Annotated in this window: 12 protein-coding genes; 7 read left to right on the forward strand and 5 right to left on the reverse strand. The window is 63.0% G+C overall.

The genetic code is table 11. The annotated features are described in order from the left end of the window. Positions 1-37 precede the first annotated feature (37 nt). A complete protein-coding gene (locus tag PFLCHA0_RS09585) occupies positions 38-1,057 on the forward strand; it encodes a quinone-dependent dihydroorotate dehydrogenase (protein WP_015634759.1) in 1,020 nt (339 codons plus the stop codon). 133 nt (positions 1,058-1,190) lie between these two features. Here the strand turns inward: PFLCHA0_RS09585 and rmf are convergent, their stop codons facing one another. After that, complete coding sequence (gene rmf / locus PFLCHA0_RS31100; protein WP_015634760.1) at positions 1,191-1,406, reverse strand: ribosome modulation factor; 216 nt, start codon at positions 1,404-1,406, stop codon at positions 1,191-1,193. A 544-nt stretch (positions 1,407-1,950) separates the two neighbouring features. Here rmf and rlmKL point away from each other — a divergent pair. Together rlmKL and PFLCHA0_RS09595 are read left to right on the forward strand one after the other, a co-directional pair. After that, positions 1,951-4,215, forward strand: a complete 2,265-nt coding sequence (rlmKL, locus tag PFLCHA0_RS09590; RefSeq protein WP_015634761.1) for a bifunctional 23S rRNA (guanine(2069)-N(7))-methyltransferase RlmK/23S rRNA (guanine(2445)-N(2))-methyltransferase RlmL — start codon at positions 1,951-1,953, stop codon at positions 4,213-4,215. Positions 4,216-4,351: 136 nt separating this feature from the next. After that, positions 4,352-6,751, forward strand: coding sequence for a sensor domain-containing diguanylate cyclase (locus PFLCHA0_RS09595; protein WP_015634762.1), 2,400 nt, complete (start codon positions 4,352-4,354; stop codon positions 6,749-6,751). A gap of 42 nt (positions 6,752-6,793) precedes the next feature. Here the strand turns inward: PFLCHA0_RS09595 and dacB are convergent, their stop codons facing one another. Further along, the gene (gene dacB / locus PFLCHA0_RS09600) at positions 6,794-8,254 is read right to left on the reverse strand and encodes a D-alanyl-D-alanine carboxypeptidase/D-alanyl-D-alanine endopeptidase (protein ID WP_015634763.1); all 1,461 of its coding nucleotides are present in this window, start codon (positions 8,252-8,254) and stop codon (positions 6,794-6,796) included. A 234-nt stretch (positions 8,255-8,488) separates the two neighbouring features. Between dacB and PFLCHA0_RS09605 the strand changes: the two genes are divergently transcribed. Next, complete coding sequence (locus tag PFLCHA0_RS09605; RefSeq protein ID WP_011060201.1) at positions 8,489-8,833, forward strand: YggL family protein; 345 nt, start codon at positions 8,489-8,491, stop codon at positions 8,831-8,833. A 190-nt stretch (positions 8,834-9,023) separates the two neighbouring features. Here the strand turns inward: PFLCHA0_RS09605 and PFLCHA0_RS09610 are convergent, their stop codons facing one another. Beyond that, positions 9,024-10,214 (reverse strand): benzoate/H(+) symporter BenE family transporter, encoded by a 1,191-nt coding sequence (locus tag PFLCHA0_RS09610; protein ID WP_015634764.1) that lies wholly within the window; start codon positions 10,212-10,214, stop codon positions 9,024-9,026. A gap of 319 nt (positions 10,215-10,533) precedes the next feature. Between PFLCHA0_RS09610 and PFLCHA0_RS09615 the strand changes: the two genes are divergently transcribed. From PFLCHA0_RS09615 to PFLCHA0_RS09625, 3 genes are all read left to right on the forward strand, one after another. Then, a complete protein-coding gene (locus PFLCHA0_RS09615) occupies positions 10,534-11,298 on the forward strand; it encodes a GntR family transcriptional regulator (RefSeq protein WP_011060203.1) in 765 nt (254 codons plus the stop codon). A 208-nt stretch (positions 11,299-11,506) separates the two neighbouring features. After that, the gene (locus PFLCHA0_RS09620; RefSeq protein ID WP_015634765.1) at positions 11,507-12,457 is read left to right on the forward strand and encodes a LysR family transcriptional regulator; all 951 of its coding nucleotides are present in this window, start codon (positions 11,507-11,509) and stop codon (positions 12,455-12,457) included. A 148-nt stretch (positions 12,458-12,605) separates the two neighbouring features. Then, complete coding sequence (locus PFLCHA0_RS09625) at positions 12,606-13,439, forward strand: hypothetical protein (protein ID WP_015634766.1); 834 nt, start codon at positions 12,606-12,608, stop codon at positions 13,437-13,439. A gap of 83 nt (positions 13,440-13,522) precedes the next feature. On the opposite strand, the gene guaD is transcribed toward PFLCHA0_RS09625, so the two are convergent. Together guaD and xdhC are read right to left on the reverse strand one after the other, a co-directional pair. Next, positions 13,523-14,827 carry a guanine deaminase gene (guaD, locus tag PFLCHA0_RS09630; RefSeq protein WP_011060206.1) on the reverse strand — a complete coding sequence of 435 codons (1,305 nt, stop codon included), beginning with the start codon at positions 14,825-14,827 and terminating at the stop codon, positions 13,523-13,525. A gap of 24 nt (positions 14,828-14,851) precedes the next feature. Then, complete coding sequence (gene xdhC / locus PFLCHA0_RS09635; RefSeq protein WP_011060207.1) at positions 14,852-15,694, reverse strand: xanthine dehydrogenase accessory protein XdhC; 843 nt, start codon at positions 15,692-15,694, stop codon at positions 14,852-14,854. Between the last annotated feature and the right edge of the window lie 11 nt (positions 15,695-15,705).

The following is a 15,705-nucleotide window of genomic DNA, read 5'->3' on the forward strand; positions in this document are numbered from 1 at the left end:
GCGCCCTATTTCGCCGCCAACCGAGTTCATCCCGCCCATGTATACCCTGGCCCGCCAGCTGTTGTTCAAACTCTCCCCGGAAACCTCCCACGATCTGTCCCTGGACCTGATCGGCGCGGGCGGGCGTTTGGGCCTTAACGGGCTGTTGTGCAAGGCCCCGGCGCAGATGCCGGTCAAGGTCATGGGCCTGGAGTTTGCGAACCCGGTAGGGCTGGCTGCGGGCCTGGACAAGAACGGCGCAGCCATCGACGGCTTCGCCCAATTGGGGTTTGGTTTTGTCGAGATCGGCACCGTCACCCCACGCCCGCAACCGGGCAACCCCAAGCCGCGGATCTTCCGCCTGCCCCAGGCCGAGGCCATCATCAACCGCATGGGCTTCAACAACCTGGGGGTCGACAACCTGCTGGCACGGGTCGCGGCCTCGCAATACAAAGGCGTGCTGGGGATCAATATCGGCAAGAACTTCGACACCCCGGTGGAGAGGGCGGTGGATGATTACCTGATCTGCCTGGACAAGGTCTATGCCCACGCCAGCTATGTCACGGTCAACGTCAGCTCGCCCAATACCCCGGGCCTGCGCAGCCTGCAATTTGGCGAGTCGCTCAAGCAACTGCTGGCGGCCTTGAGCCAGCGCCAACAGGAACTGGCTGCGATCCACGGCAAGCGTGTACCGCTGGCCATCAAGATCGCTCCGGACATGAGCGACGAGGAAACCGTGGAAGTGGCCCGCGCTCTGCTTGAAACCGGCATGGATGCAGTGATCGCCACCAACACCACTTTGAGCCGTGAAGGTGTCGAAGGCCTGGAGCACGGCGCCGAGGCCGGCGGCCTGTCCGGCGCACCGGTACGGGAAAAGAGCACCCACACGGTCAAGGTACTGGCTGCTGAACTGGCCGGCCGTTTGCCGATCATCGCCGTGGGCGGCATCACCGAAGGCAAGCACGCGGCTGAGAAGATCGCTGCGGGCGCCAGCCTGGTGCAGCTGTATTCGGGGTTCATCTACAAGGGGCCGGCGCTGATTCGCGAGTCGGTGGATGCCATCGCGGCCATGGGCTGAGAGGGAAGGACAGCACGCGGGCATAAAAAAGGGCTCCTCGAAGGAGCCCCTGGGCCGAAGCCCGCCGCCCGGATGGGGCGTGCGTGGTTAAGTCGTCATCTATTCAAGTTTTAGGTGTCGGAATGTGCCCTGATCAGCCGACAGCGCGAAGTTCGTTGAGTCTGTGAATGCCCGCAGTGCCTGTCATACCGTCCCAGTTGTCGCCGCGTCCTTCTCGCCAGCCGTTAATCCAGGCTTGGCGTACCGACGGTAGAGTAAATGGGCAAAGCTCACGGGACTTGCCATTAACGCCATACTGATATCCGCGTAAAAACGCTTTTTCCAACGGATCACGCTTTAGTCTTCTCATAGGGTGTTTCCCTCACTTGTTGACTGCTTTATGTCCCGTCGACCTTCGTTGAGGTCGGGCAGATTGCTTCTGCCGTTGGTGCTCGCTGCCGGCGTCGCGAGCCTTGATGTTGACGCTGTTGCGGCGCCAACCTGTGTTGAGTTCTAACCAATAGGTCACAGCAAGTGAATGATCGTTTTGTCATAAGGACGTAACGATAATGCTGTCCAGGCCATAAGCCTGGGGCGGTTTTGTATCGTGCCTGTCACGCAAAGCCCCCTGTGATCAGCCTCTCACTAGATGATGAGGTTAATGCTTTAGTGAGAATGTCGAACGGTTGCACTCAACTACTATTCGACGAAGGGTCGACTTATGTCATTTTGTTGCCCTGACTTTTTATCTGTCCCGGCCTCTAAGCTCTTTTGCCCTGCAAGAAAGCCAGCCTGCCGGGGTGGGACGGCGCAGTTTCGCGCCACACGAGCGCTCTTGAAGAAAAGCGCTTGATTGAAAACCGAACGGGCGATGCGTTGCCCGTTCACTTATTGCTAAAGGCCCTGGTATTCCCATGTCGGATCGTTACGAAATCTTCCTCACCTGTCCCAAAGGCCTTGAAGGCCTGCTGATCGAGGAAGCCGTCGGGCTTGGCCTTGAGCAAGCGCGTGAGCACACTTCTGCCGTGCGCGGCATGGCCGACATGGAGACAGCCTATCGCCTGTGCTTGTGGTCGCGCCTGGCCAACCGGGTGCTGCTGGTGCTCAAGCGCTTCCCGATGAAGGACGCCGAGGATCTCTACCACGGCGTGCTGGATGTCGACTGGCAGGACCACATGCTGGCCGACGGCACCCTGGCCGTGGAGTTCAGCGGCCATGGCTCGGGCATCGACAACACCCACTTCGGCGCCCTGAAGGTCAAGGACGCCATTGTCGACAAGCTGCGCACTCCGACCGGCGAGCGCCCTTCGGTGGACAAGCTCAACCCCGACCTGCGCATCCACCTGCGCCTGGACCGCGGCGAAGCCATCCTCTCCCTGGACCTCTCCGGCCACAGCCTGCACCAGCGCGGCTACCGCCTGCAGCAAGGCGCCGCGCCGCTCAAGGAAAACCTGGCGGCGGCGATCCTGATCCGTTCCGGCTGGCCGCGCATCGCTGCCGAAGGCGGCGCCCTGGCCGACCCGATGTGTGGCGTGGGTACCTTCCTGGTGGAGGCGGCGATGATCGCCGCCGACATCGCCCCCAATCTCAAGCGTGAACAATGGGGCTTCACTGCCTGGCTCGGCCACGTGCCGGCGCTGTGGCGCAAGCTGCACGACGAAGCGCTGGCCCGGGCCCAGGCCGGCCTTGCCAAGCCACCACTGTGGATCCGCGGCTACGAAGCCGATCCGCGTCTGATCCAGCCCGGCCGCAACAACGTAGAGCGCGCCGGCCTGAGCGAGTGGATCAAGATCTACCAGGGCGAAGTGGGCACCTTCGAGCCGCGCCCGGACCAGAACCAGAAAGGCCTGGTGATCTGCAACCCACCCTACGGCGAGCGCCTGGGTGACGAAGCCAGCCTGCTGTACCTCTACCAGAACCTCGGCGAGCGCCTGCGCCAGGCCTGCCTGAACTGGGAAGCGGCGGTGTTCACCGGCGCCCCGGACCTGGGCAAGCGCATGGGCATCCGCAGCCACAAACAGTACTCGTTCTGGAACGGCGCCTTGCCCTGCAAGCTGCTGCTGATCAAGGTCCTGCCGGATCAGTTCGTCACCGGCGAGCGCCGCACCGCCGAGCAGCGCCAGGTGGAACGCGAGCAGGCCCAGGCCGCCGCGGACGAAGTACCCGTGCGCCAGTACAACAAGAATGGCAACCCGATCAAGCCGGCCCCGGCTCCTGCTCCCGTGGTCGAACAGGCGCGCCTGAGCGAGGGCGGGCAGATGTTCGCCAACCGCCTGCAAAAGAACCTCAAGCAACTGGGCAAGTGGGCCAAGCGCGAGGGCATCGAGTGCTACCGTGTCTACGATGCCGACATGCCGGAATACTCCCTGGCCATCGACCTCTACCAGGATTGGGTGCACGTGCAGGAATACGCGGCGCCCAAATCGGTGGACCCAGAAAAGGCCCAGGCACGTCTGTTCGATGCCCTGGCGGCGATTCCCCAGGCGTTGAATGTCGACAAGAGCCGGGTGGTGATCAAGCGTCGCGAGCGCCAGAGCGGCACCAAGCAGTACGAGCGCCAGAGTGCCCAGGGCCAGTTCACCGAAGTTCGTGAAGGCGGGATCAAGCTACTGGTGAACCTTACCGACTACCTGGATACCGGGCTGTTTCTCGATCACCGGCCGATGCGCATGCGTATTCAGCAAGAGGCGGCGGGCAAGCGTTTCCTCAACCTGTTCTGCTACACCGCCACCGCCAGTGTGCACGCGGCCAAGGGCGGCGCGCGCAGCACCACCAGCGTCGACCTGTCGAAAACCTATCTGGACTGGGCACGCCGCAATTTCTCGCTCAACGGTTTCTCCGACAAGAACCGCCTGGAGCAGGGCGATGTGATGGCCTGGCTGGACAGCTGCCGTGACGAGTTCGACTTGATCTTCATCGACCCGCCGACCTTCTCCAACTCCAAGCGCATGGAAGGGGTGTTCGACGTGCAGCGTGACCAGGTGCAGTTGCTGGACCTGGCCATGGCACGCCTGGCGCCGGGGGGCGTGCTGTATTTCTCCAACAACTTCCGCAAGTTCCAGCTGGATGAAAACCTCGCCGCGCGCTACCAGATCGAGGAAATCACGGCGAAAACCATCGATCCGGATTTCGCCCGCAACGGCAAAATCCACCGTGCCTGGAAAGTCACCGCACGCTGATGGCCGGATATGTCCCCGAGGCCTGTTTTTTCAGGTTTCGGGGGCTGTTTAGCGCTGGTCAAATTAGTGGCTAATAGCTATAACTCACACTTGGTCCGGATGATGCCCAAACTCGCTGGCGTGATGAGTTCTGCTTATGCCTCTGCATGTTGTACGCCCGAAAATCCTGGGTTTCATAAGTGAAGAGGTATCTGCCTGGCTGGTGGCGGTGCTGGTCCTGGTTGCGGGCGGCATCCTCACCGGGCTCTTGGCGTGGTCCACCTACAGCCTGAACAAGCAGCAGGTGCGCCAGCGCTTCCAGTTGCTGGCCGGCGAACGCTACAGCCGCATCGAAGAACGCTTTCAAGACCAGGAACAACGCCTGGACGGCTTGCGGCGCTTCTTTGTCAATTCCGACCTGGTGACCCGCCAGGATTTCGATGGCTACGCCAAACCCTTGTTACGCCGCACCCAGGCCTATGCCTGGGCGCCTCTGGTGAGCCGCGCCCAGCGCCCGGGGTTCGAGCAGTCGATTCGCGATCAGGGGCTGCCGGGGTTTTCCATTTTGCAGTTGAATGCCACGGGCCAGATGGAGCCGGCCGGCGAGCACGATGACTACGCGCCGGTGCTGTACAGCCAGACCCAGAGCCCCCTGGGGTCGCCCCTGGGTTACGACCTCCTGGCTCAACCCCTGCGCCGAGCCACCCTGGAACGTGCTCGGGAACTCAATGGCCTGGCGGTCTCTCCGCCTTTGCAACTGGTGGCCGTGGACCAGGCCTATGCGCGAGGGGTGCTGTTGGCGGCGCCGGTCAGGCGCGCGCAGGATGCTTCCGGCCCCCAGGACCGGCCCTACGGCTATGTTCTGGCGATCATCAGCCTGCGGCAACTGGTGGCGGACGGCCTGCCGGTTCCTGCCAGCGATAACCTGTCGGTGCGGATTCTCGACCTGTCCACCGAGGGCCAGCACGAGGTGCTCTACGAGTCGAACAACCCGCCCATCAGCAGCAGCCTGACCGCCAGCCGCCTGCTGCGCCTGGCGGACCGGGACTATCAGGTGGACATCCGCCCCAGCGCGGCCTTCCTGCACGCCAACCATTCAGCCCTGGGTAGCCTGGTGATTCTTGGCGGCATGCTCAGCCTGCTGCTCAGCGCCTTGCTCTACGTCCTGGTCAGCCAGCGTCAGCGGGCTCTGGCCCTGGTGGAGCAGCGCACCGAGGAGCTGCGTAGCAGCGAGCAGGCGTTGCGCGGCACCCACAGCCAGTTGCGCTGCGTGCTCAATGCCGCCACTCAGGTAGCGATCATTGCCACCGACCTGCGCGGAGTGATCAGCACTTTCAATGCCGGGGCCGAGCAGATGCTCGGCTACAGCAGCAGTGAGGCGGTGGGGCACCTGACCCTGGAAAGCCTGCATTTGCCCGAAGAATTGGAAAGCTGGGCCCAGAGCCTCACCCAGCGTTACGGCAAAGCCATCCCGGTGTCCCAGGCGATGTTGGTGGAAGAGGGCATGGCCGGCGGGCATGAGGCCCGGGAATGGACCCTGGTACGGCGTGACGGCAGCCATCTGCAAGTCAACATGCTGGCCACCCCGGTGCTCGACGACCAGGGGTTGTGGATCGGCCATCTGGCCATCTGCATCGATATCACCGAACGCAAGCGCGTGCATGAAGCCCTGGCCGCCCGTGACCGCTTGCTGCAGCGGCTCAGCGCCCACGTTCCCGGCGGGATCTATCAGTTCAAGCTGGACGCCGACGGGCATACCAGTTTTCCCTATGCCAGCGATGGCCTGCGCGAGATCTACGAGATCGAGCCGCAACTGCTGCAGCAGGATGCCGAGGCGGCATTCGAGCGCATCCATCCTGAGGATGTGGAGCGGGTGCGTGAGTCGATCCGGGTTTCGGCGCAGCAGCTCAGTCCCTGGCGCGAGGAGTACCGGGTCTGCCTGCCGCAGCGGGGGGTGCGCTGGATGCGCGGTGCAGCGAGCCCGGAAAGCCTGCGGGGCGGCGGTGTGCTCTGGCACGGCTATATATCGGATATCTCCGATCTCAAGCGGGTCGAGGAGGAACTGCGGGCATTGTCGGTCACCGACTCCCTGACCGGTATCCACAACCGACGCTATTTCCAGGAGCGGCTACAGGCCGAGATGCACCGCCTGGAGCGAGGTGGTGGCGTCATGGCGGTGATCATGCTGGACATCGACCATTTCAAGCGGATCAACGATCAGTACGGTCACGGTGTGGGGGATCAGGTGCTGCGCGGGTTGTGCGAGCGCATCGGCCGGCGCCTGCGGCGCATCGACGTCTTCTGCCGTCTGGGGGGAGAGGAGTTCATGGTCCTGTGCCCGGACACCAGCGGCCAGCAAGCGCTGATTCTGGCGCAGGAGCTGTGGCACGGTGTGCGCAGTTCGCCGATCGGGCCGGTGGAGAGTGTCACCGCCAGTTTCGGTATCGCCAGTTGGCGTGCGGGGGAGGGTGCAGATGAGCTGCTGCTGCGGGCCGACTCTGCGGTCTATGCCGCCAAGCAGGCGGGGCGGGACCGGGTCCTGATGGAACAGCCGTGAACACTGGCGGCGCGCAAGGCTTGCCGCCGCCAGCGTCGCTCCTTACAGCACCGAAGCGCTGGTCGCCAGTTTCGGCTGGCGGTACAGGTCCAGCAGGACCTGGTCGAGCACCGAAGAGGCGCCGAATGGCCGTGGATCGTTGAGGATTGCCACCACCGCCCAGGTATTGCCGTTGTCGTCGCGGCTGTAGCCGGCGATGGCGCGTACGGTGTTCAGGGTGCCGGTCTTGATGTGCGCCTCACCAGACATGGCGGTGCGCTTGAGGCGCTTGCGCATGGTGCCATCCATGCCGGCGATCGGCATCGAGCTGATGAACTCGGCGGCGTAGGGGCTCTTCCACGCCGCTTGCAGCAGGCCGGCCATTTCCCGGGCACTGACCCGCTCGGCACGCGACAGGCCGGAACCGTTCTCCATCACCAGGTGTGGCGAGGTGATGCCTTTCTTCGCCAGCCATTGGCGCACCACACGCTGGGCTGCCTTGGCGTCGTCGCCATCGGCTTCGTTGCGGTACTTGGCCCCCAGGCTCAGGAACAACTGCTGGGCCATGGTGTTGTTACTGTATTTGTTGATGTCGCGGATGATTTCCGCGAGGTCTGGGGAGAAGGCGCGGGCCAGGACCTTGGCATCCTTGGGTACCACGGCCAGGCGATCCTGGCCCTGGATGCTGCCGCCCAGCTCGCTCCAGATCGCCCGCACCGCGCCGGCGGTGTAGGTGGCGTGGTCCAGCAGCGACAGGTAAGTCTGGGAACTGCAGCCATCACCCAACTGCCCGCCGACGGTCACGATCACGCTGCCATCGGCCTGGGTGACGGGGTTGTAGCGCACGTCTCCAGTGCACTGCTTGGTGTTGACCGCCTTGACCTGGTTGTCGATGCGGATCTTGGCGATCGGCGGCTCCACCGAAACCAGGACCCGTCCTGAGTCATTGCGGGCAACGAAGCGCAGGGCCTTGAGGTTGACCATCAGGGCGTCCGGCTTGACCAGGAACGGCTTGTTCTCGTCGTTGCCATCGTCATTGAATTCCGGCAGTTGCGGCTGCACGAAGAAGTTGCGGTCCAGCACCAGATCGCCAGTGACTTGCTGTACGCCATTGGCCCGCAGGTCACGCATCAGCAGCCAGAGCTTCTCCATGTTCAGCTTGGGGTCGCCGCCGCCCTTGAGGTACAGGTTGCCATTGAGGATGCCGCCGCTGAGGGTGCCGTCGGTGTAGAACTCGGTTTTCCACTGGTGGGTCGGGCCGAGCATTTCCAGGGCCGCGTAGGTGGTCACCAGTTTCATGGTGGAGGCCGGGTTCACCGATACATCGGCGTTGAAGATGGTCGGGGTGCCGGGGCCGTTCAGGGGAATCATCACCAGGGACAGGGCGTTATCCGGAAGTTTGCTGGCTTTGAGGGCTTGCTGGACCTTGGGGGTCAGGGTGGTGTTGACCGGGGCCGCGGAAACGGGAAAGGCCAGGGGGAGAAAAACACTGGCCAGCAACAGAGGACGCAACGATTTGATCATATGAAATGGAACCCTGCAGTCGAGGGGAAAAAAGGCGAGGGCATGCAGATAAAATCCCTCAGTGGTCATGAAAGTGTCGGCATTATGCCCCAAGGTATAGCGGCTTGTGCCGTGCCACGGGCCGCTGGGGCGGTATTTTTTTTACCAATGGCAGGGTTGCATCCTCATAGAGTCAGGCAATCGCCTGCCTAAACTGGTAAAGTGCCGCCCGTTATTACTTATGAGGATTGTTCCATGGCCACTAACCGTTCCCGCCGTCTGCGCAAAAAACTCTGCGTAGATGAATTTCAGGAGCTGGGTTTTGAGCTGAACCTGGATTTCAAAGAAGGTCTGGCTGACGAAGCTATCGACGCTTTCCTCGACGCATTCCTCAAAGAAGCGATGGAAGCCAACGGCCTGGGCTATGTAGGCGGCGACGACTTCGGTCTGGTTTGCCTGAGCAAGCGCGGTTCCGTCAGCGAAGAGCAACGTGCCACCGTTGAAGCCTGGCTCAAGGCGCGCACCGAGCTGACCACCGTTGAAGTCAGTCCGCTGCTGGACGTGTGGTACCCGGACAACGCGATCAACCCAGTCGCGTGATGTCATGCATGAGCGACCCGTCCGGGTCGCTCATGCGTTGTTGCCCGAGGGCAACCTGTCGATTTTCCCCTTTGTATCCTTGCCTCTGCCACGGGCCAGCCCCGGGCGTTGTCGTGGGCGCCGTTCGCCGGCAAGCCGGCGCGTGAGCGAGCGCCGGTCGGTGTAGAAGCCGGCTTGCCAGCGAAGCCCTTCAGGCGCTGCGCCAGTTCAGGATCATCAGGGTCACCACCCCGGCAACAATTCCCCAGAACGCCGAGCCGATGGAGAACAGCGTCAGCCCCGACGCCGTGACCATGAAGGTGATCAGCGCCGCTTCCCGTTCCTTCACTTCGCTCATGGCGATGCTCAGGCCGTTGATAATCGAGCCGAACAGCGCCAGGGCCGCGATGGACAGCACCAGCTCCTTGGGCAGGGCGGCGAACAGCGCCGCCAGGGTGGCGCCGAAGACCCCGGCGATGCCGTAGAAAATCCCGCACCACACCGCCGCGGTGTAGCGCTTGCTGTGATCCTCATGGGCATGGGGGCCGGTGCAGATGGCGGCACTGATGGCCGCCAGGTTGATGCCATGGGAGCCGAAGGGCGCCAGCAGCAGCGAGGCCAACCCGGTGGCGGTGATCAGCGGCGAAGCCGGGACGTTGTAGCCGTCGGCCCGCAGCACGGCGATCCCCGGCATGTTCTGCGAGGTCATGGCCACCACGAACAGCGGAATGCCGATGCTGATGGTGGCGGCCAGGGAGAAGTGCGGCGTGGTCCATACCGGGGTCGCCACTTCCAGGTGAAAGCCGCTGAAGTCCAGCAGGCCCATGGCCCCGGACAAGGCCGTACCGATCAGCAGCGCAGCCAGTACCGCATAGCGCGGCGATAGGCGCTTGACCACCAGGTAGGTGAGGAACATGCCCAGCACCAGGCCGGTGCGGTGCTGGGCGGCGACGAAGATTTCACTGCCGATCTTGAACAGGATCCCCGCCAGCAGGGCCGCCGCCAGGGACGCCGGGATCTTTTTCATCAGCCGCTCGAAGCTGCCTGTCAGGCCGCACAGGGTCACCAGCACGGCGCAGGTGATATAGGCGCCGATGGCTTCGCCGTAGGTCACTCCGGACAGGCTGGTGATCAGCAGGGCGGCGCCGGGGGTCGACCAGGCGATGGTGATGGGGGTGCGATAGCGCAGGGAGAGGCCGATGCTGCACACCGCCATGCCGATGGAAATGGCCCAGATCCACGAGGAAATCTGACCGCTGGTCAGCCCGGCGGCCTGCCCGGCCTGGAACATCAGCACCAGGGAACTGGTATAGCCGGTCATCATGGCGATGAAGCCGGCCACTATGGCAGACGGCGAAGTGTCGGCCAGAGGGCGTAGCTGCGCGGGAGTGGCATCGGACATTACTGCTGTTCCTTGTTCTTGAAAGACGCAAAAAACCACATCCGGCGCGCATTGATCGAGGCGGGCTCGAGCAATGGGCCAGTAATGAGGTTCAAGGTCCAAGCCTAAACTTAAAAGTAACTTTGCATTGCAATACAGCCGTGACTACAAATAGCCGTACAGTCGTTGAACAAGTCGCGGGCCCGACAACACTTTTTGCTAGTGATGGCCATGGGTTGTGTACAATGTGCCCCTGTTTTAACGCGATACTTGCCAGCGACCCACCGTGGCGTATTAAAGTCACGCTGAAATCGCCGCAGTCCTCCCGACCCGAGTGCCCATGAACGAACAGTTGCAACCTCTCAAGAAACAACCGCGAGCAGGCAAAGCCGGTCGCAGCGGAACCCAGGACGATATTGTCTACGCGCACATCTTTGAGGCCATCCTCGAGCAGCGCCTGGCGCCGGGCACCAAATTGAGCGAAGAGGCGCTGGGGGAGATTTTCGGAGTCAGTCGGACCATCATCCGTCGCGCGCTGTCGCGCCTGGCCCATGAAGGCGTGGTCCTGCTGCGGCCCAACCGTGGCGCGGTCGTCGCCAGCCCGAGCGTCGAGGAAGCCCGCCAGGTATTTCTCGCCCGGCGCCTGGTGGAGCGGGCCATTACCGAACTGGCCGTGCAGCATGCCACTGCCGAGCAGTTGCTGGAGTTGCGGCAGATGGTCAACGAGGAACGCGACAGCTTTTCCCGCGGCGATCGTGGTGCCGGTATCCGCCTTTCCGGGGAGTTTCACCTGAAGCTGGCGGAAGCGGCGAAGAATGCCCCGCTGATCAGCTTCCAGCGCAGCCTGGTGTCCCAGACCTCGCTGATCATTGCCCAGTACGAAAGCGGTAACCGTTCGCACTGCTCCTACGATGAGCACACCCAACTGATCGATGCCATCGAAGCCCGGGACGGCGAGCTGGCGGTGAACCTGATGATGCACCACATGGACCACATCGACAGCAAGCTCAACCTCGACGAGGAAAGTGCCTCGGACGACCTGCATGCGGTGTTCTCGCACTTGCTGCAAACCAAGAAACCGGGGCGGCCAAGCGCCAAGCTCTAAGCTGCAAGCCTTGCGTTTCAAGCAATCCCTCGCTTCGTGTGCTGCACGGAGCGAGGGATTCTTGTTTCTGCGGTCCCTTGCCGGGCCTTGGCTTGGGCATTTTGTTGCGGTTTTTGTTTCAGATTGTATACAGTGCCTGCTTCGAGGCGCATGGCCCGGCAGCAGTCGGCCAAGGCTCGCCTCTCGCCCTGCGAAAGGAGCCCGCGGCATGAGCGGCAGAACGCTACGTATTCATTCCTCCGCGATCCACTATTTCGACATGGTCCGGCGCTGCCGCTCGATCCGCGAGGCTGCCCGGCGCTTGAATGTCGCGTCCTCGGCAGTGAACCGGCAGATTCTCAAGATCGAGGACGAGATCGGCGCGCCGCTGTTCGAGCGCTTGCCCGGCGGCCTGCGCCTGACCATGGCCGGGGAGATTCTCAGCCGTCACGCCAACCTGGTGTTGCAGGACCTGGAGCGGGTGCGCCTGGAGTTCGACGCCTTGCGCGGCCTGAAAAGCGGCCACGTCGAGATCGCCACCGCCGAAGGTGCCACGGTGGATCTGCTGCCCTCGGTGCTCAAGCGCATGCGTGATCACTACCCGCAAGTGACCATCGGTGTGACCGTGCAGGGTTCGCAATCCATTCCCCAGGCCCTGATCAACAGCCGCGCCGACCTGGGCCTGGCCTTTGCTGTGCCACGGGCCGCGGAAATCCGCCAGTTGAGTGTCGGGCATTTCCGCCTCGGGGCGCTGGTCAGCCCGGACCACCCGCTGGCCGAGCGCGGCAGCGTCAATTTCGCCACCTGTGCCGAGCACGGGCTGATCCTGGCCAAGAGCGAGCTGTCGATCCATCACCTGCTGGCGCCGCTGCACAAGCGTCTGGGCCTGCTGGACAAACCGCCGCTGCAGAGCAACTCCATGGAGCTGGCGCGGCAGATGGCCCGGCACAACATGGGGGTGGCGTTCCAGACCCGGGTCGGGGTCGAGGCGGATCTGCAAAAGGGTGAGCTGTTGCATATTCCCCTGAGCGACCAGGGCGGCATCTACAGCGACCTGGGGCTCTACGCCCGCAGCGGGCGCGACCTGCCCAGCGCGGTGGAGGCGCTGGCGCATTTGCTCAGTGAGGAGATCGCTCTTCGCGAACGGGCCGAGCGCGCCTTCGGCCAGCCGGTGCTCTGAGTCCGGCCTCCTGGGCCTGTGTTGCCATTTCGGCAGCGCCCTGGTCGATATTCTGTGCTTTGGGCGCTGTAGCGCTTGTGTCGATACTGCGTGCGGTCGGCAGCCAGCGAAGCTGCCTAAAGCTACACCGCCACAGGACATAATAAAAATGAAAAAGGCACTACAAGGCGCAACCCTGCTGATGAGCATGATCGGAGCAGGGGAAGCGGCCGCCCTCGAGTGGATGAACAACAGCGTCGGCTTTCGATACGGCAAGGAGTTCACCAACCCGAACAACCCGCACTACATCAGCAAGCGCATCTACAGCTTCACCCACGCCAGCGGTTACCAGTACGGCAGCAACTACCTGCACCTGGATGTGCTGCTCTCCGACAACGACGACCCGCGCAAGGGCACCAACAAGGGCAGCAGCGAGGTCTACGGGGTCTATCGCCACCAGCTCTATTCCTCCCGGGTATTGGATACGCCGCTGGGCACCGGCCTGATCAAGGACTACGCGCTGACCATGGGTTTTGACGCCAGCCGCAACAACAACCTGGGGTCGGCGAAAAAGCGTGCCCTGGTCTTCGGCCCGACCCTGAAGTTCAACACCGTCGGGGTGCTGGACCTGAGCCTGCTGTACTACAAGGAAAACAACCATTCCGGGATCCCCGGGGCAAAGGACCCGGATCACACCTTCGACGACACCTACCTGCTCAACCTGGCCTGGATGCGACCTTTCGAAGTCGGCACCCACGCTGCCAAGTTCCAGGGTTTCGTCAACTACACCGGGGAGAAGGGCCACGACTACAACTACCGCGACACTGCCCCCGAAACCCTGATGCGTACCTCGTTGATGGTGGCAGTGCTGCCGGGCAAGAACGTCAAGCCCAACCTGTATCTGGGTGTCGGCTACGAGTACTGGCACAACAAGTTCGGGGTGGACGGCGGCCGTGGCAGCCGCACCTCGACACCGACCCTGAACATGGAAGTGACCTTCTAGGCTCGCCCGCAGTCCGGGCCTGGATGCAGGCAAAAAAATCCCCCGTACGCGTCTGGCGAACGAGGGATTTTCATTTTCCGGGGTTAGCGCTGGTGGACCTGCTGGCCGGCGGCAAAGGTCTGCAGCACGGTGCGATCGTCGCCCAGGGTCATCAGCACGAACAGGGTTTCGGCAATGCTGTTGGCTTGCTTGAGGCGGTAGCTGAGCAGCGGAGTGGCGTGGTAGTCGAGGACCAGGAAGTCGGCGTCGGTGCCCGGATGCAGGGTGCCGATCTTGTGTTCCAGGCGCAGGGCCCGGGCGCCGCCGAGGGTGGCCAGATACAGCGACTTGAACGGGCTCAGGCGCGCGCCTTGCAGTTGCATGACCTTGTAGGCCTCGTTGAGGGTCTGCAGCAGCGAGAAGCTGGTGCCGCCACCGACGTCGGTGCCCAGGCCGACATTGAGCTTGTGCTTTTCCGCCATCGGCAGGTTGAACAGGCCGCTGCCGAGGAAGAAGTTCGAGGTGGGGCAGAAGGCCACGGCCGAACCGGTTTCAGCCAGGCGTGCGCATTCGTCGTCGCACAGGTGCACGCCGTGGGCGAACACCGAACGCTCGCCGAGCAACTGGTAGTGGTCGTACACGTCCAGGTAACCCTTGCGCTCCGGGAACAGCTCCTTGACCCATTGGATTTCCTGCAGGTTCTCACTGATGTGGGTCTGCATGTAGAGGTCGGGGTATTCGGTCAGCAACTGGCCGGCCAGGGTCAGTTGCTCCGGGGTGCTGGTGGGGGCGAAGCGCGGGGTGACTGCGTAGTGCAGGCGGCCTTTGCCGTGCCAGCGCTCGATCAGCGCCTTGCTTTCCTGGTAGCCGGATTCGGCGGTGTCGGTCAGGTAGTCCGGGGCGTTGCGGTCCATCATCACCTTGCCGGCGATCATCCGCAGGTCGAGCTTCTCGGCGGCGGCGAAGAAGGCATTGACCGACTGCGGGTGCACGCTGCCGAACACCAGGGCGGTGGTGGTGCCGTTGCGCAGCAGTTCCTTGATGAAGATGTCCGCCACTTCATTGGCGTGATCCGGGTCGGCGAACTGGCTTTCGCAGGGGAAGGTGTAGGTGTTGAGCCAGTCCAGCAACTGCTCGCCATAGGCGCCCACCATGCCGGTCTGCGGCAGGTGGATATGGGTGTCGATGAAGCCCGGTGTGATCAGGGCATCGGGATAGTGCTCGACCTGCACCCCGGCGGGCAGCCCGGGCAGCAGTTCGCTGGCGTGGCCGAGGGCACTGATCCGGCCGTTTTCTACTACCAGCAGGCCGTCTTCGAAGTACTCATAGGAGGCTTCGATGCCGACTTCGGCCGGGTCGGCGATGCTGTGCAGGATGGCGGCACGGTAGGCTTTGCGAGTCAAAGGCATGGGGGATTCTCAGTGTGTGGCGTGTCAGTTTGCAGCCTGGCTGCGGCGTGATACCGGCAGCAGTTTGGCAATGGGTTCGGCACTGGCGCTGGGCTGGCCGAAATGGGCGTTATAGGTGGCGATGATCTCGCCGGCAATGGAGATGGCGATTTCCACAGGCAACTTGCCTTTGACTTCGCCGAGCCCCATCGGGCAGCGCATGCGCTGCAAGGTTTCGGCGTCGAAACCGCGGTCACGCAGGCGGTGTTCGAACTTGACCCGTTTGGTCTTCGAGCCGATCAGGCCGAAATAGGTGAAATCGTTGCGCTTGAGCAGGGCCGCGGTCAACTCCAGGTCCAGCTGGTGATTATGGGTCATGACGATGCAATAGCTGCCGGCGGGCAGGTTGTCGATTTCGTCCACCGGTTCTTCGCTGACGATCTTGCGTACTCCAGGGGGGATCTGCTCGGGAAACTCCTGCTCCCGGGAATCGATCCAGCGTACCCGGCAGGGCAGGCTGGCCAGCAGTGGCACCAGCGCGCGGCCGACATGCCCGGCACCGAATACGGCGATCTGCGCCTGCACCTGGCCCATGGGTTCGAACAGCAGCACCGTGGCACCGCCGCAGCACTGACCGAGGCTGGCGCCGAGGCTGAAGCGCTGCAGATGGGTCGCCTGCTTGCCGGCAGCGAGCATATCCCGGGCGATCTGCATGGCCTTGTATTCCAGGTGCCCGCCGCCAATGGTGTCGAAGGCCTGGGTGGCGCTGACCACCATTTTCGAGCCGGCATTGCGCGGCGTCGAGCCGAGCTCCTCGATGATGGTCACCAGCACGCAGGGTTCACCCTGGGTCTGCAGGTCGGCGAGGGCGCTGATCCAGTTGTACATGTTCACCTCGA

The sequence above is a fragment of the Pseudomonas protegens CHA0 genome (assembly GCF_000397205.1).
GTDB classification, from domain to species: domain Bacteria; phylum Pseudomonadota; class Gammaproteobacteria; order Pseudomonadales; family Pseudomonadaceae; genus Aquipseudomonas; species Aquipseudomonas protegens.

Coding starts and splice junctions, on each gene's coding strand:
- PFLCHA0_RS09615 (WP_011060203.1), top strand. CDS start 10,534: ATGAACGAACAGTTGCAACCTCTCAAGAAACAACCGCGAGCAGGCAAA.
- PFLCHA0_RS09610 (WP_015634764.1), bottom strand. CDS start 10,214: ATGTCCGATGCCACTCCCGCGCAGCTACGCCCTCTGGCCGACACTTCG.
- rmf (WP_015634760.1), bottom strand. CDS start 1,406: ATGAGAAGACTAAAGCGTGATCCGTTGGAAAAAGCGTTTTTACGCGGA.
- rlmKL (WP_015634761.1), top strand. CDS start 1,951: ATGTCGGATCGTTACGAAATCTTCCTCACCTGTCCCAAAGGCCTTGAA.
- dacB (WP_015634763.1), bottom strand. CDS start 8,254: ATGATCAAATCGTTGCGTCCTCTGTTGCTGGCCAGTGTTTTTCTCCCC.
- xdhC (WP_011060207.1), bottom strand. CDS start 15,694: ATGTACAACTGGATCAGCGCCCTCGCCGACCTGCAGACCCAGGGTGAA.
- PFLCHA0_RS09625 (WP_015634766.1), top strand. CDS start 12,606: ATGAAAAAGGCACTACAAGGCGCAACCCTGCTGATGAGCATGATCGGA.
- PFLCHA0_RS09605 (WP_011060201.1), top strand. CDS start 8,489: ATGGCCACTAACCGTTCCCGCCGTCTGCGCAAAAAACTCTGCGTAGAT.
- PFLCHA0_RS09595 (WP_015634762.1), top strand. CDS start 4,352: ATGCCTCTGCATGTTGTACGCCCGAAAATCCTGGGTTTCATAAGTGAA.
- PFLCHA0_RS09620 (WP_015634765.1), top strand. CDS start 11,507: ATGAGCGGCAGAACGCTACGTATTCATTCCTCCGCGATCCACTATTTC.
- PFLCHA0_RS09585 (WP_015634759.1), top strand. CDS start 38: ATGTATACCCTGGCCCGCCAGCTGTTGTTCAAACTCTCCCCGGAAACC.
- guaD (WP_011060206.1), bottom strand. CDS start 14,827: ATGCCTTTGACTCGCAAAGCCTACCGTGCCGCCATCCTGCACAGCATC.